This is a genomic window from Caloramator sp. ALD01, assembly GCF_000472625.1.
Lineage (GTDB): Bacteria > Bacillota > Clostridia > Clostridiales > Caloramatoraceae > Thermobrachium > Thermobrachium proteoclasticum.
This window is the reverse complement of sequence record NZ_AXAA01000009.1, coordinates 1-14808: the sequence shown is the minus strand read 5'-3', so window position 1 is coordinate 14808 and position 14808 is coordinate 1. Positions and strand designations below refer to the sequence as shown.

Below are 14808 nucleotides of genomic sequence, written 5' to 3'. Positions count from 1 at the left end.
GGAATTATTTTTTTTTAATTGAATTTAATTAATATATAAAGGGTTGGGGTGGTATTGATGAAAAAATTATATGTAGATATAAGAAATATAGATTTTGGAGAAAATATTATTGATGTGTGTAATGGAGGAGACAGTGCCATTAATAAAATAATAAGTTCTAAATATAGTAATATTGAGAAGGATATATCAAATTTACAACAAATAGATAATAAAAACATAGTATATAATTCCTGTGTTTTTTTCTTTGTTTTATCAAGGGGGATTACAAAATTTAAATTTAATAAAATTATAAAAGTCATAACTAAAGTAATTGATAAAGATAGCAAAATTTATATATGGGATGTAGTTGAAAGGAATAAATTGGTATCGAAATACGAACTTAATGTTGAATCTGATATTGGATTGATTAAATTACCAATTAAGGTTTACTTTAAACCTTATAGTATAAAATTCCTTGACATAATCAAGGTTTTAGAAAATAATAGTTTCATAATAAAAAATAGTTTAATTAATCAAGGAATATTATTTGTAGAAGCAGAATTTAAAGGGGAGGAAACAAAGGTTAAAAATGAAGGTTATATTAGCAGCATTAAATGCAAAATATGTTCATTCAAATTTGGCAATAAGATATTTAAAAAGAGAAATAGAGGATTATGATGTTGAATTGTATGAATCTACGATAAATGAAGATATCTTAAATATATCCTTTGACATAGTGATTAAAAATCCTGATGTAGTAGCATTCTCTTGCTATATTTGGAATATAGAAAACACATTAAAGGTGGCAAATATAATTAAAAATATAAATGAAAATATTAAGATAGTTTTAGGAGGACCTGAAGTATCCTTTGATTCAATAGAGTTAATAAATAAATATAACTTTATTGATTTTATTATAAAAGGTGAAGGAGAAAAGGTAATAAAGCCACTTATAGATTCTATTTATTTAAATAGTTTAGAAGGATTAAGGAGTATAAAGGGTTTAACATATAGAGAAAATTTAAATATAGTTGATACAGGTTTTGCAGAAACTATAACTGATTTAGACAGCATTAAGTTTCCATATGAAGATGAGATACCAGATAAAATAATTTATTATGAAGCCTCAAGGGGATGTCCCTTTAGATGCAGCTATTGTATGTCTTCAATAGATAAAAGAGTTAGATTTAGAAGCTTAGATTTAGTTAAGAAGGAATTGAAATATTTAATCGACAATAATGTAAAGCTTGTCAAATTTGTTGATAGAACCTTTAATGCCAATAAAAATTTTTCAAGGGAGATATGGAAATACCTAATTGAATTATCTCCAACTACAAGATTCCATTTTGAAATAGCTGCAGATTTGTTGGAGGATGAGGATATAGAAATATTAAAGATGGCAAAGGAAGGCCTTTTCCAGTTTGAAGTAGGAGTACAGACTACGAACATAAAAGTTCTTGAAAACATAAATAGAAAAATGAATTTTGAAAGGGTAAAGGACAATATAAATAAAATTCTACAAATAGGTAATATTCATTGTCATTTAGATTTAATAGTTGGTCTTCCTGAGGAAGATATAAACTCTTTTAGAAAATCCTTTAATGATGTAATGAGTATAAATCCAGATGAATTGCAAATAGGTTTTCTAAAGGTACTAAAGGGTTCACCCATTTATTATGATAAGGATAAATATGGTATAAAATATTGTGGATATGCCCCGTATCAAGTATTAAAAACAAACACTTTAAGTAGTTCAGAAATAAACTATCTTTTAAAGTTTGAAGAAGTTTTTGAAACCTACTATAACAGTCATATATTTGAAAGAACCTTTAATTATGTTTTTAGCTATATAGATGATTATTATATTTTCTTTAAAGAATTAACTGATTACTTAATACAAAATGGATTTTTTGAAAGAAGCATAGGATTACAGGATAAATTTTTTCAAATATTTAATTTTTTAATAAATCGTTTTGAAGGAAACACAATAAAGGACTTGCTAATATATGATTATTTGTACAACACAAAGAAGACAAATTTACCAGAATTTTTAAAGAAGCGCATAGATGAAGATGTGGAAACAAAAATTAAAATATGTAAAGAAAGGATAGTTAACACCTTAAGTTTAAGTAATTTAAAGGGACTTTTAATTTTGCCAATGTCCTTAGATGCAAGAAAAATAAATAGAAGTATAGAATTTAATTTTTCTGATTTTTTAGTGATATTTGATTTAAAAAATAATGGACATTATGCAATAAGTTTGAAAGAATTGGTATAAACAAATGTAAATATGAAAAAAACTAAAAAATATAATGAAAATCGACAAAAATTGACTTTTATTTTTCAAAAAAATTTAGTATAATAAAGTTAAAATTTTTTAAATATTCAATAATGAAGGTGGTGATACTTTGGCTCTTGATGTAGTGAAGAAAATTAGTGAAATTGAAAAGCAAGGGGAAGAATTAATTAAAGAGGCACAAAGGAGGGCAAATGATATTTTAAAAAATGCAAAGGATGAAGCAGAAAATATTAAACAAAGAGCCCAAGAAAGTGCTGAAGCTTATTACAAAGAGGTAATTGAAAAGTTTGAAAAGGAAGCAAAAAATCAAATTGAGCCAATGATAGCTGATGCAGAAAGAAAAAAGCAAGAGATAACAAATATACCAAAGGATAAGATGGAAAGAGCCGTAAATATGGTTATCGAGAGGATAGTGAATAGTTATGGCAATAGTTAAAATGAAAAAAGTAACCATAACAGGTGCTAAGGAAGACAAATACAAGATTTTAAAGGCTCTTCAAAGGGCATCTGCAGTTGAGGTTATTGACCTTAGGGAAATAGTAAAGGAAGAGTTAGAAGGAGTAGCCTTTGAAAATAAGACAATAACTGAAACTGAATTTAACTTTAATAGAGTAAAGCAGGCATATGAATTTCTAAGAGCCTTTAGTGATAATAAAAAGGGAATATTGCAAAAGAGAGAAGTATTGGATGCTGAAAAGTTTGAAGATTTTGCAAATACCTTTAATTGGATGGATTTAAGCAGCAGTGCAAAATCACTTGAAGAAGAAATAAATAATCTAAAGGCTAAAAAATCAAAGCTTGAATTACAAATTGAACATTATGAGGTTTGGAAAAATCTTGATGTATCCTTAGAGGAACTTAATAAGTTAAAGAGAGTATCCTACTTTATAGGTACTGTAGCTAAAAAATATGAGGCAGAATTGTTAAATGAATTTAAAAACATAGATGGCATCTACATAGAGAGGATATCAGAAAAGCAGCAGGATTTAAATATCTTTGTAGTATGCCACATGGATGACTATAATCAGGCATATGAAATACTAAAGAAGTATGGCTTTACTAAGCTTACACTTGAGCTTGAGGATACTCCGAAGAATATTATAACTAAATTAACTAACGAGATTAGCGATATTGAAACAAAAGAAGAACAAACAAAGAATGAAGCAGTAAAGCTTTCAAAAAGCCTTGATGATTTAGAAAAGGTATATGATTATTTTAGTTCTCAGCTTGAAATTGAAAGACAAACATCAAAAATAATAAATACAAAAAAATCTGTTATTTTACAAGGATGGGTGCCTGAAGAGAAAATTGGCATACTTGAAAAGTCTATAAATAAATTCAATCTTCAGGTGTATTTAGAAGTAGAGGATGCAAAGGAGGAAGATAACCCACCGGTATTATTAAAGAATAATCCTTTGATTGAGCCTTTTGAAGCAATTACAGAAATGTATGCACTACCGCTTCCAAATGAAGTAGATCCAACACCAGTATTAGCACCATTTTTCCTACTATTCTTTGGAATGATGATGGCTGATGTTGGTTACGGATTGTTGCTTGGTGCAGTAAGTTTATTTTTACTTCTTAAGGCCGATTTGAGCGATTCATTGAAGAAGATGATTAAACTTTTAGCATTAGTAAGTGTTCCTACAGTAGTATTTGGTGTTTTATATGGAAGTTTCTTTGGTGGTATTATTAAAATGAAACCGCTATGGGTTGACCCTGTAGCTGATCCGATGACAGTTTTAAAATATTCAATAGTATTTGGTATAATCCACCTTTATGTAGGTTTAGGAGTTAAAGCATACCAATTAATCAAAGAAGGAAAGATTCTTGATGCTATATTTGATGTATTCTTTTGGTATGGTTTGGTTTCAGGGTTAATTTGGCTTCTACTTGGTGGAGGAAAACCAGCACAAATTATATCAATAGCAAGTGCATTAGGACTTTTATTAACCCAAGGAAGAAGCAACAAGACACTTGTTGGCAAATTCTTTGGAGGATTATATGGATTATATGGAGTGACTGGTTATTTAGGAGATGCCCTATCTTACTCAAGACTATTAGCATTAGGCTTAGCTTCAGGGCTAATAGGGTGGTCCTTTAATTTGTTGATAGGTCTTTTAGGAAAAGGTGCAGTAGCCTTTATATTTGGACCAATCATATTTATAGCAGGACATACATTTAACTTTTTAATAGGTGCACTTGGAACATTTGTTCATACTTGTAGATTACAATATCTTGAATTCTTTGGTAAGTTCTATCAAGGTGGCGGAAAGGCATTTAAGCCTTTAAAAATATCAACAAAATTTATAAAAGTAAAAGAAGAAATTTAAAGGAGGAATCAATTATGGAATTTACAACATTCGTTGAATTTTTAAAACAAAATGGAGGTTTAATTTTTGCACTTCTTGGTGCAGCACTTGCAGCATTATTTGCAGGAATTGGTTCAGCTAAGGGTGTTGGTATTGTTGGTCAATCAGCAGCAGGCCTAATTACAGAAGATCCAGAAAAGTTCGGTCAATCCCTTATACTTCAAGTTATTCCAGGTACCCAAGGTTTCTATGGTTTTATTACAGCTCTAATTATATTAAACAAGATAGGTATACTATCAGGAAATCCGGTAAATCTTACTTTAGGTCAAGGCTTTATGTTACTTATGGCTTCACTACCAATGGCATTTGTAGGATATAGTTCAGCTATTTCACAAGGAAAAACAGCAGCAGCAGGTATTCAAATTCTTGCAAAGAGACCAGAAAAGATGTTCAATGGAGTTATTTATGCAGTTATGGTTGAAACATATGCCGTTGTTGCACTTATAACTTCAATATTAATGATTGTTAATATAAAGCTATAAGGGAGTGGCTAAAATGAATGGAATAGATAGCCTAAAGGAGAGGCTTTTAAGTGAAGATAGGATAAAGGCCTCAGAAATAGAATTAGAAGCAAGAAAAAAGGCAGAAGAAATTATACAAGCTGCGAATATAAAGGCAACTCAAATAGAGGATGAATTAAGACAAAAGGCACAGAAGGATGGTAAGGATAAAAAGGAGAGAATGATTGCAAGAGCTGAGCTTGATGCACGAAATATAGTTCTTCAAGCAAAGCAGGAGGCAATAGATTTAATCTTAAATGAAGTGATAAAAAAAATAGATAGTATGTCAAAGGAAGAATATTCAAATTTAATTAATAGAATGATTTTGAATAATGTAGAAACAGGAGAAGAGGAAATTGTACTTTCAATTAAAGATAAGGATAGGGTACAGATTAATCTTGATGAAATAAACAAACAATTAGTATCAAAGGGAAAGAGAGGTCTTTTAAGATTAAATGGCGAATATGCTAATATCTCTTCAGGATTTATATTAAGAAAGAATGGACTTGAGATTAATTGTACCTTTGAAGCACTAATTAGAGGTTTAAGGGATGAGCTTGAGGCAGATATTGCTTCAATGTTATTTTAAATAGCCTCCAGTTCTATAAAAGGAGGGTGAGTAATGGATAATACTATATTTGCTCAATGTATAGCAAGAATTAAGGTTCTTGAAACAAAGATGCTTGATAGGGCAAAGATTGAAACTCTACTTGAGGCAAAGGATTTTAATGAAGCAAAAAGAATATTACAGGATAGTGTTTATGGAGATTATATTAATATGCCATCATATGAAGATGGTTTAAAGAAGGCATTAGAAGATTTTTATAGAGAAATGGTCAAGATTTGCCCAGTAGTAGAGGTAGTAGATATATTTAGAACAAAGTATGATGCCCACAATATAAAAACCTTAGTTAAAAATAGGTTTTTACAAAGGGATTTAGACAGTATATTGATTGATGCTGGTACAATAGAAGTAAGTAAATTAAAGGATATTTTTAAGGACGACAATTTACGTGATTTATATGAAGTTTACAGAGATGCTGTCTTTAAGGCAATTGATGAATATAACTCAAACAAAAATCCGCAGGATATAGACATAATTATTGATGCTGCAATGTTTAAAAGGCAGCTTGAAATAGCAAAGGAAACAAGAATTAGTTTTATTAAGGATTATATTCAGCTACTTATAGATGTTTATAATATTAGAACATTTATAAGAGCAAAGGAACAAAATAGAGAAAGAGATTTTTTAAACAAGGTACTAATAAAGGGTGGAAAGGTTGACCTTGACGTATTTATAAATAATTTTATTGAAGATATAGAAAACTTTTCAAACAAGGTATTCCACACAGAACACTTTAAATGGTTAAAGGAAGGATTAGAGGAATATATAAAAACAAAGGATTTAGGAAGAATTGAAAAAATGGCTGATAACTATTTAATAAGTGTTCTAAAAAATTCAAAATTTATTAGCTTTGGGGCAGAACCAGTAGTTGCATATATCTATGCAAAAGAAAATGAAATTAAAGTATTAAGAATTATATTAACAGGAAAGAAGAACGGTGTTGGTGCAGATACGATAAGGGAAAGGCTGCGTGATATATATGTATAAGATAGGAGTTGTAGGAGAAAAGGACGCAGTAATAGCCTTTTTATCCCTTGGTATGACTGTAAAAGCAGTTGAAACAGTAGATGAAGCTATTAGGGCTGTTGATGTAATGGCAAGGGAAGGCTACGGATTGATATTTTTAACTGAAACATATGCAAAGGATATGGAGGAAACACTACTTAGATATCAAAATCAAATGGTTCCTGCAGTTATATTAATCCCTGGTACTCAAGGAAGCCTTGGAATAGGTCTTGCAAAGATTAGGGATAATGTAGAAAAAGCTGTCGGTGTAGATATATTATCAAAGAAGGAAGGTTGATAGCTTGAAGTACGGTAGAATTATTAAAGTTTCCGGTCCTCTTGTTATTGCTGAGGGAATGGAAAATGCAAAGATGTTTGACGTTGTTAAGGTTGGTAATAGAAGATTAGTTGGTGAAATTATTGAAATGAGAGGGGATAGAGCCTCTATTCAGGTATATGAGGAAACATCAGGTCTTGGAATTGGTGAACCAGTTGAAACAACTGGAGAACCTCTTTCAGTTGAACTTGGACCTGGGCTTATAGAAGCTATGTTTGATGGTATTCAAAGACCTCTTGATGCTGTTATGAGGGTTGCAGGAGATTTTATAACAAGAGGTGTTGAAGTCCCATCACTTGATAGAGAAAAAAAGTGGTACTTTAAACCAACAAGGAATGTTGGAGACTATGTTGTTGCAGGAGACATTATAGGGGTTGTTCAAGAAACAACTATAATTGAACATAGAATAATGGTTCCCTACGGAGTTGAGGGTGAAATAGTAGAAATAAACGAAGGTGAATTTACAGTAGTTGAAACTATTGCAAAGGTTAAAACTCCAAAGGGAGAGATTAAGGATATAATTATGATGCAAAAGTGGCCTGTAAGAAAGGGAAGACCTTATAAGGGCAAAATTCCACCAGCAGAACCAATGCTTACAGGACAAAGAATTATAGACACCTTCTTCCCAGTTGCAAAGGGAGGTACAGCTTGTATCCCAGGGCCATTCGGAAGTGGTAAGACAGTTGTACAACATCAGCTTGCTAAATGGGCAGATGCAGAAGTAGTTGTTTACGTTGGATGTGGAGAACGTGGAAACGAGATGACAGACGTTCTTATGGAATTCCCAGAGCTTAAGGATCCAAAATCTGGTGAACCACTTATGAAAAGAACTGTTTTAATAGCAAATACATCAAATATGCCGGTTGCAGCAAGAGAAGCATCAATTTATACTGGTATAACAATTGCTGAATATTTTAGAGATATGGGATATTCAGTTGCTATAATGGCGGACTCAACTTCACGTTGGGCAGAGGCATTAAGAGAAATGTCAGGACGTCTTGAAGAAATGCCAGGTGAAGAAGGATATCCAGCATATCTAACTTCACGTGCTGCAGAATTCTATGAAAGAGCTGGTAAAGTTTACTGTCTTGGAAGTGATGAAAGAATAGGAGCACTTACTGTTGTTGGTGCTGTTTCACCTCCAGGAGGAGACCTATCAGAACCAGTAACCCAAGCTACGCTTAAGATAGTTAAGGTATTCTGGGGGCTTGATTCAAACCTTGCATATAGAAGACACTTCCCAGCTATAAACTGGTTATTGAGTTATTCTCTGTACTTAGATAAGATATCAAATTATATTGAAGAGCAAGGGCATAAAGGCTGGGGTGAAATGACAAGAGAAGCTATGAAGATTCTTCAAGAGGAAGCAGAACTTCAAGAAATAGTAAGACTTGTAGGTATAGATGCACTATCAGAGAAGGATAGATTAACTTTAGAGGCTGCAAGGTCACTAAGGGAAGATTACCTACATCAAAATGCCTTCCACGAAGTTGACACATATGCTTCACTAACAAAACAGCTAAAGATGTTAAAACTAATATTAGATTTTTATCATCTTGGACAAGAAGCATTAAAGCAGGGTGTATATTTAAGTAAAATAACTTCTCTTCCTGTACGTGAAAAGATAGCAAGAGCAAAATATATACCAGAAGCAGAAATGGCAAAAATAGATGAAATATCCTCAGAACTTCATATGCAGATGGATATACTTGTGAAGGGAGGAGAAGTAAATGCTTAAGGAATATAGAACTATAAAAGAAGTAGCAGGTCCACTTATGCTTGTTGATCAAGTAGAAGGGGCAGTCTACGATGAGCTTGTTGAAATAGAAACTCAAACAGGTGAAATAAGACGTGGTAAGGTACTTGAAATAAACGGAGATAAAGCACTTGTTCAGCTATTTGAAAGCTCAGCAGGAATTAATTTAAAGGATAGTAAAGTTAGATTTTTAGGAAAGACGCTTGAACTTGGTGTCTCAATTGATATGCTTGGAAGAGTCTTTGACGGACTTGGAAGACCAAAGGATGGAGGTCCTAAGATAATTCCAGAGAAGAGACTTGATGTTAATGGTAACCCATTAAATCCTGTGGCAAGAGACTATCCATCAGAATTTATTCAAACAGGTATATCAGCAATAGATGGACTAAACACTCTTGTTAGAGGACAAAAGCTACCTATATTCTCTGGTTCAGGTCTTCCACACGCAAACCTTGCAGCACAGATTGCAAGACAGGCAAAGGTTTTAAATGCAGAGAGTAAATTTGCGGTTGTGTTTGCTGCTATGGGTATTACATTTGAAGAGGCAGACTTTTTTATATCAGACTTTAAAAAGACAGGAGCTATAGATAGGGCAGTTCTTTTTATAAACTTAGCAAATGACCCTGCAATTGAGAGAATTGCAACTCCAAGAATGGCATTAACTTGTGCAGAGTATTTGGCCTATGAAAAGGGAATGCACGTACTTGTTATAATGACTGATATGACAAACTACTGCGAAGCCTTAAGAGAAGTATCTGCTGCAAGAAAGGAAGTTCCAGGTAGACGTGGATATCCAGGATACCTCTATACTGACCTTTCAACTCTATATGAAAGAGCAGGTAAGATTAGAGGAAAAGAAGGATCAATTACACAAATACCAATATTAACAATGCCAGAAGATGATAAGACACATCCAATCCCAGACCTTACTGGATATATTACTGAGGGACAGATTATATTAAGTAGAGAGCTATACAGAAAGGGAGTAATGCCTCCAATAGATGTACTTCCATCCCTATCAAGATTAAAGGATAAGGGTATTGGTAAGGGTAAAACAAGAGAAGACCACGCAGATACAATGAACCAGCTCTTTGCTGCATATGCTCAAGGAAAACAAGCTAAAGAGCTTGCGGTAATACTTGGAGAATCTGCACTTTCAGATATAGATAAGCTTTATGCAAAGTTTGCAGATGAGTTTGAAAAGAGATATGTATCACAGGGAGAATATGAAAACAGAAGCATAGAAGAAACCTTAAATATTGGTTGGGAACTTCTATCAATATTACCTAAGTCAGAACTAAAGAGAATTAGGGACGAGTATATAGAGAAGTACTTGCCTAAAAAAGGGGATGAATAGGTATGAGATTAAATGTTAACCCAACCAGAATGGAGCTATCTAAGCTTAAAAAGCGTTTGGTTGTAGCAAAGAGAGGTCATAAACTTTTAAAGGATAAGCAGGATGAATTAATGAAAAAGTTCATTGATTTGATAAAAAAGAACAATGAACTTAGAATTAAAGTAGAAGAAGAGTTAACAGAATCTTTAAAGGAGTTTATGATGGCAAAGGCAGTTATGGGTTCTGAAATACTTGAAGAATCAATAATTATGCCAAGTGAAACAATAAACCTTGAAATAGCAAAGAAGAATATAATGAGTGTAAACGTTCCGGTTATGAAGTTTATAAGAGAAGGAGCAGAGGGTGCAAGTATATACCCATATGGATATGCATTAACTACTGCAGAGCTTGACGGTGCAATAAATAAACTTTATAATATCCTTCCACAGCTTTTAGAACTTGCTGAGATAGAAAAGTCTTGTCAGCTTATGGCTGATGAAATTGAAAAGACAAGAAGAAGAGTTAATGCTCTTGAATATGTAATGATACCTCAACTTCAAGAAACAATAAAATATATAACAATGAAACTTGAAGAAAATGAAAGAGGTAACTTAACAAGACTTATGAAGGTAAAATCTATGATGGAACAAAGAGGAGTTTAAATCTTGGTGTTTATGTTAGTGCTATGAACAAAACTGTTCATGGCACTAATTTATGTTTTTTATATACTTCTCAATTTTGTAAATAAAAAGGTGTTGAATTTTTATTTTATTTTTATTAAAATAGTAGTATCCTAATAAGGAGTAATGATTATGGAAGGGTATGTAGTTACTAAAGTATTGAGTAACAATGTTGTTATAACACAAAAGGGCGATGAAATTTTTGTTCTTACAGGTAAGGGAATAGGGTTTGGTAAGAAGAAGGGTGACCCTATAACTGAGAAGGACATAATAGAACAAAAATTTATTCAAATAACAAATGAACATAAAGAAAACTATGACAGATTATTAAAGACAGTAAATGATGAAATAATTGCAGTATCTGAAGAAATAATTGAACTTGCAAGAGAAAGATTAGGTACTGAATTAAATCCTCATATTCACATTGGGCTTACAGACCATATTAACTTTGCAATAACCAGATTAAAGGAAGGAATAAATATTATAAATCCCTTTGAGATGGAAATTAAAACTATGTATCCTACAGAATATTCAATTGCAGAGGAAGCTATAGAACTTGTAAAAAAAAGAATAGGAGTAGAACTTCCAGAGTCGGAAAAAAGCTTTATAGCATTGCATATTTATTCTGCAAAAGTAAATCAAACAGTTGGTGAAACATTAAAATATACTGAAATAGTAAAAGATGTGATAGATTTTATACAGAGGGAGTTAAATATAAAAATAGATGAAAAATCCCTTGATTATATTAGATTGATATCTCATCTAAGATACGCACTCTATAGAATTGAAAACAATAAACCAATTAAAAATATATTATTGGGTTCTATCAAAAGACAGCTCAAGGAAGAATACAAGCTTTCAAAGAGGGCTTGTGAAATTATAGAAAAAAAGTTAGATAAAAAGGTACCCGAAGATGAAATAGGGTATATTGCAGTTCACCTTGGTAGAATTAAAACTAATTCATAGGCGTGTTACTGATTCGATCAGGCATGAGCCTAATAAAACCGCAAGGTTTTATTAGCTTATGCCTTTTTAATTTTAAAATATTCAAAAAATGGGAGGTAATTACAATGTTTGGTTTTTTCAAAAAGAAAAACAACGGGATAGAATTAAATGCACATATGGTTGGTACTGTAGTAGAACTTGTAAATGTTCCAGATGAAGTTTTCTCTTCAAAAATGCTTGGTGATGGAGTTGCAATTGAACCTAAGGAAGGTGTTTTATATTCACCTTGCGATGCTGAAGTAGTTCAAGTTTTCCCAACAAAGCACGCAGTTGGATTAAAGACAAAGGAAGGCCTTGAAATACTTCTTCATATTGGTATTGATACAGTACAAATGCAAGGAGAAGGATTTGAAGCCTTTGTTAAAGAGGGAGACAAAGTTAAAAAGGGAGACAAATTAGTTGTATTTGATTTAAATTTAGTAAAGGAAAAAGCAAAATCAACTATAACACCTATGCTAATTACAAATATGGATATGGTTGAAGAGCTAACTGTAAATAGTGGCGATGTTAATTCAAATTCAGTAGTTGCAACTGTTAAGGTGAAATAATTTGTGTATAAATGATAAAAATAAAATAAATGGAGGTAGTTAATATGATGGAAAAGAAGATAGTTATTCAAAATGAAACAGGAATACATGCAAGACCAGCAGGAATAATAGTAAAAGAGGCTGCAAAATTCAAGTCAGCTATAACAATTGAAAAGTCAGGAAAAGAATACAATGCAAAGAGCATAATGAGCCTTATGACTATGGCTGCAAAGAAGGGTGAAGAAATAGTAATAAAGGCAAATGGAGAAGATGAGGCACAAGCTATAGAAGCACTTACAAACCTTATATTAAATGGCCTTGAATAATTCTAAGGAGGAGAAGCTAAATGTTAAAGGGAATAGCTGCGTCATCAGGAGTAGCTATCGGCAAGGCACTTGTAATAGTAGATAAAGAAGTAGAAATAGAGAGAAGAGCTATAGATAATATAGAGGCTGAAACTACAAAATTACAAAATGCTGTAGCTACTGCAAAGGAGCAACTTGAAAAAATAAAAGAGATAGCTAGGGAAAAAATAGGTGAAGATAAGGCACAGGTTTTTGAAGCACATCTTATGATGTTAGAAGACCCAGAATTTATTGGTGCAGTTGAAGCACAAATATCATCAGAATCAATCTGTGCAGAGTATGCATTAAAACAAACTGCTGATATGTTTATCTCAATGTTTGAGTCAATGGATAATGAATATATGAGGGAAAGAGCAGCAGACATAAGAGACGTAAGCAAGAGAATAATAAACATATTAATGGGAATTGAGACTGCATCAATTGCAGAAATAGATAGAGAATGTATAATAGTTGTAAATGACTTAACGCCATCAGATACTGCACAGATGGATAAAGAAAAGGTATTAGGCTTTGCCACAGATATAGGTGGAAGAACATCCCACTCAGCTATAATGGCAAGATCCCTTGAAATACCAGCAGTAGTTGGACTATCAAATGTTACAACTACAGTTAAAACAGGTGATATGTTGATATTAGATGGTGATGAAGGCGTTGTAATAGTAAATCCAGATGAAGAAACTCTACAAAAGTACAGAGAAAAGCAAAAGAAGTTAGTAGAGTATAAGAAGGAACTATCAAAACTTGTAAATGCTGAGTCAATAACAATTGACGGAAGAAAGGTAGAACTTGCTGCAAATATAGGTACACCAAGCAACGTTGAAGGAGCACTTAAAAACGGTGCAGAGGGTGTAGGATTATTTAGAACAGAGTTTCTATATATGGATAAGGACAGCCTTCCAACAGAAGAAGAACAGTTTGAAGCCTACAAGGCAGTTTTAGAGGGAATGGGAGGAAGACCGGTTGTTATAAGAACTTTAGATATAGGTGGAGATAAGAAGCTACCATATCTAAAGATTGATGAGGAAATGAACCCATTCCTTGGATATAGAGCTATAAGACTATGTCTTGACAGAAAGGACATATTTAAGACTCAACTTAGAGCACTATTTAGAGCATCTGTATATGGAAACTTAAAGATAATGTTCCCAATGATATCAGGTGTAGATGAATTAAGACAAGCAAAGGCAGTGGTTGAGGAAGTTAAAAACGAACTTAAGGCAGAAGGAATTGCCTATAGCGACAACGTAGAGATAGGTATAATGATAGAAATTCCATCAGCTGCGGTTATTTCAGATATATTAGCAAAGGAAGTAGATTTCTTTAGTATAGGAACAAATGACCTAATTCAATATACAGTAGCAGTTGATAGAATGAATGAAAAGATATCATACCTATATGATCCATTCCATCCAGCAGTTTTAAGATTAATAAAGATGGTAATAGACAATGCACATAAAGAAGGAAAATGGGCTGGTATGTGTGGAGAAATGGCAGGAGATGAAAGAATAATTCCAGTTCTATTAGGATTTGGACTTGATGAGTTTAGTATGAGTGCATCCTCAATACTAAAGGCAAGAAAGTTAATAACAAGCCTAAACTACGAAGAAGCAAAGAAACTATCAGATGAAGTTATAATGTGTGCAACTTCTGAAGAGATAAAGAGCAAAATACAAAATTTTGTAAATAGATAAAGTAAGAAACACCAATTGGTTACGTTCCCCCTTCATTAACACCAATTGGTGTTTTTTTATTGGCTCTTTGTCAATTGTTGGGGCGGGTATTCAATTAGAATGCCTGTCCTTTCTTGTTTGAGAGTGATTTTATAAAGATAGGTTGGATGGGGGAGAGTCCCCTGCAAAAAATTGCAGGACAAAAAGACCAACGGGAGTTGGTTTTCTAAAATTTGGTATTATAATTTACTTTAATTACAGCAATGAAGAATTCTATTTCTAAACCTATCAAAGTTTTTAAAGCCGAAGGCATTTCTTTTAATAACTTTAATTTTGTTATTAAAGCCTTCAG

At 32.4% G+C, this 14808-nt stretch carries 16 protein-coding genes; 15 read left to right on the top strand and 1 reads right to left on the bottom strand.

Going from position 1 to position 14808, the window contains the following annotated elements; genetic code table 11:
- The first annotated feature begins 57 nt into the window (after positions 1-57).
- From A3M9_RS0105965 to ptsP, 15 genes are all read left to right on the top strand, one after another.
- Positions 58-657 carry a hypothetical protein gene (locus tag A3M9_RS0105965; protein WP_027308415.1) on the top strand — a complete coding sequence of 200 codons (600 nt, stop codon included), beginning with the start codon at positions 58-60 and terminating at the stop codon, positions 655-657.
- The gene (locus A3M9_RS13290; RefSeq protein ID WP_051350618.1) at positions 569-2257 is read left to right on the top strand and encodes a B12-binding domain-containing radical SAM protein; all 1689 of its coding nucleotides are present in this window, start codon (positions 569-571) and stop codon (positions 2255-2257) included. Before A3M9_RS0105965 ends, A3M9_RS13290 begins: the two co-directional genes overlap by 89 nt.
- Positions 2258-2387: 130 nt before the next feature.
- Positions 2388-2714, top strand: a complete 327-nt coding sequence (locus A3M9_RS0105955; protein ID WP_027308414.1) for a V-type ATPase subunit subunit G family protein — start codon at positions 2388-2390, stop codon at positions 2712-2714.
- Positions 2701-4611: a V-type ATP synthase subunit I gene (locus tag A3M9_RS0105950; protein ID WP_027308413.1), complete on the top strand. Its 1911-nt coding sequence runs from the start codon at positions 2701-2703 to the stop codon at positions 4609-4611. Before A3M9_RS0105955 ends, A3M9_RS0105950 begins: the two co-directional genes overlap by 14 nt.
- A gap of 14 nt (positions 4612-4625) precedes the next feature.
- Positions 4626-5132 (top strand): V-type ATP synthase subunit K, encoded by a 507-nt coding sequence (locus A3M9_RS0105945; protein WP_027308412.1) that lies wholly within the window; start codon positions 4626-4628, stop codon positions 5130-5132.
- Between the two features lie 13 nt (positions 5133-5145).
- Positions 5146-5739 (top strand): V-type ATP synthase subunit E, encoded by a 594-nt coding sequence (locus A3M9_RS0105940; RefSeq protein WP_027308411.1) that lies wholly within the window; start codon positions 5146-5148, stop codon positions 5737-5739.
- Between the two features lie 33 nt (positions 5740-5772).
- Positions 5773-6762 carry a V-type ATP synthase subunit C gene (locus A3M9_RS0105935; RefSeq protein WP_027308410.1) on the top strand — a complete coding sequence of 330 codons (990 nt, stop codon included), beginning with the start codon at positions 5773-5775 and terminating at the stop codon, positions 6760-6762.
- On the top strand, positions 6755-7078 hold the full coding sequence (locus A3M9_RS0105930) for a V-type ATP synthase subunit F (protein ID WP_027308409.1): 324 nt from the start codon (positions 6755-6757) through the stop codon (positions 7076-7078). The genes A3M9_RS0105935 and A3M9_RS0105930 overlap by 8 nt, the downstream gene beginning before the upstream one ends.
- Before the next feature lie 4 nt (positions 7079-7082).
- Positions 7083-8855, top strand: a complete 1773-nt coding sequence (locus A3M9_RS0105925) for a V-type ATP synthase subunit A (RefSeq protein ID WP_027308408.1) — start codon at positions 7083-7085, stop codon at positions 8853-8855.
- Positions 8848-10230: a V-type ATP synthase subunit B gene (locus A3M9_RS0105920; protein ID WP_027308407.1), complete on the top strand. Its 1383-nt coding sequence runs from the start codon at positions 8848-8850 to the stop codon at positions 10228-10230. Before A3M9_RS0105925 ends, A3M9_RS0105920 begins: the two co-directional genes overlap by 8 nt.
- 2 nt (positions 10231-10232) lie before the next feature.
- Positions 10233-10871, top strand: a complete 639-nt coding sequence (locus tag A3M9_RS0105915) for a V-type ATP synthase subunit D (protein WP_027308406.1) — start codon at positions 10233-10235, stop codon at positions 10869-10871.
- A gap of 150 nt (positions 10872-11021) precedes the next feature.
- Complete coding sequence (locus tag A3M9_RS0105910; protein ID WP_027308405.1) at positions 11022-11855, top strand: PRD domain-containing protein; 834 nt, start codon at positions 11022-11024, stop codon at positions 11853-11855.
- 77 nt (positions 11856-11932) lie between these two features.
- The gene (locus tag A3M9_RS0105905) at positions 11933-12442 is read left to right on the top strand and encodes a PTS glucose transporter subunit IIA (RefSeq protein ID WP_370882844.1); all 510 of its coding nucleotides are present in this window, start codon (positions 11933-11935) and stop codon (positions 12440-12442) included.
- Between the two features lie 44 nt (positions 12443-12486).
- Entirely contained in the window at positions 12487-12747 is a 261-nt protein-coding gene (locus tag A3M9_RS0105900; protein WP_027308403.1) for an HPr family phosphocarrier protein, read from the top strand.
- Positions 12748-12767: 20 nt separating this feature from the next.
- Positions 12768-14477, top strand: a complete 1710-nt coding sequence (gene ptsP / locus A3M9_RS0105895) for a phosphoenolpyruvate--protein phosphotransferase (protein WP_027308402.1) — start codon at positions 12768-12770, stop codon at positions 14475-14477.
- A gap of 230 nt (positions 14478-14707) precedes the next feature.
- On the opposite strand, the gene A3M9_RS14410 is transcribed toward ptsP, so the two are convergent.
- On the bottom strand, positions 14708-14808 hold a 101-nt coding region (locus tag A3M9_RS14410), incomplete at its 5' end, for a transposase (RefSeq protein ID WP_156897875.1).

What these genes read in the sequence shown, in the direction of transcription:
- A3M9_RS0105965 (WP_027308415.1), top strand. Translation starts at nt 58, where the DNA reads ATGAAAAAATTATATGTAGATATAAGAAATATAGATTTTGGAGAAAAT.
- A3M9_RS13290 (WP_051350618.1), top strand. Translation starts at nt 569, where the DNA reads ATGAAGGTTATATTAGCAGCATTAAATGCAAAATATGTTCATTCAAAT.
- A3M9_RS0105950 (WP_027308413.1), top strand. Translation starts at nt 2,701, where the DNA reads ATGGCAATAGTTAAAATGAAAAAAGTAACCATAACAGGTGCTAAGGAA.
- A3M9_RS0105945 (WP_027308412.1), top strand. Translation starts at nt 4,626, where the DNA reads ATGGAATTTACAACATTCGTTGAATTTTTAAAACAAAATGGAGGTTTA.
- A3M9_RS0105940 (WP_027308411.1), top strand. Translation starts at nt 5,146, where the DNA reads ATGAATGGAATAGATAGCCTAAAGGAGAGGCTTTTAAGTGAAGATAGG.
- A3M9_RS0105935 (WP_027308410.1), top strand. Translation starts at nt 5,773, where the DNA reads ATGGATAATACTATATTTGCTCAATGTATAGCAAGAATTAAGGTTCTT.
- A3M9_RS0105930 (WP_027308409.1), top strand. Translation starts at nt 6,755, where the DNA reads ATGTATAAGATAGGAGTTGTAGGAGAAAAGGACGCAGTAATAGCCTTT.
- A3M9_RS0105920 (WP_027308407.1), top strand. Translation starts at nt 8,848, where the DNA reads ATGCTTAAGGAATATAGAACTATAAAAGAAGTAGCAGGTCCACTTATG.
- A3M9_RS0105915 (WP_027308406.1), top strand. Translation starts at nt 10,233, where the DNA reads ATGAGATTAAATGTTAACCCAACCAGAATGGAGCTATCTAAGCTTAAA.
- A3M9_RS0105910 (WP_027308405.1), top strand. Translation starts at nt 11,022, where the DNA reads ATGGAAGGGTATGTAGTTACTAAAGTATTGAGTAACAATGTTGTTATA.
- A3M9_RS0105900 (WP_027308403.1), top strand. Translation starts at nt 12,487, where the DNA reads ATGATGGAAAAGAAGATAGTTATTCAAAATGAAACAGGAATACATGCA.
- ptsP (WP_027308402.1), top strand. Translation starts at nt 12,768, where the DNA reads ATGTTAAAGGGAATAGCTGCGTCATCAGGAGTAGCTATCGGCAAGGCA.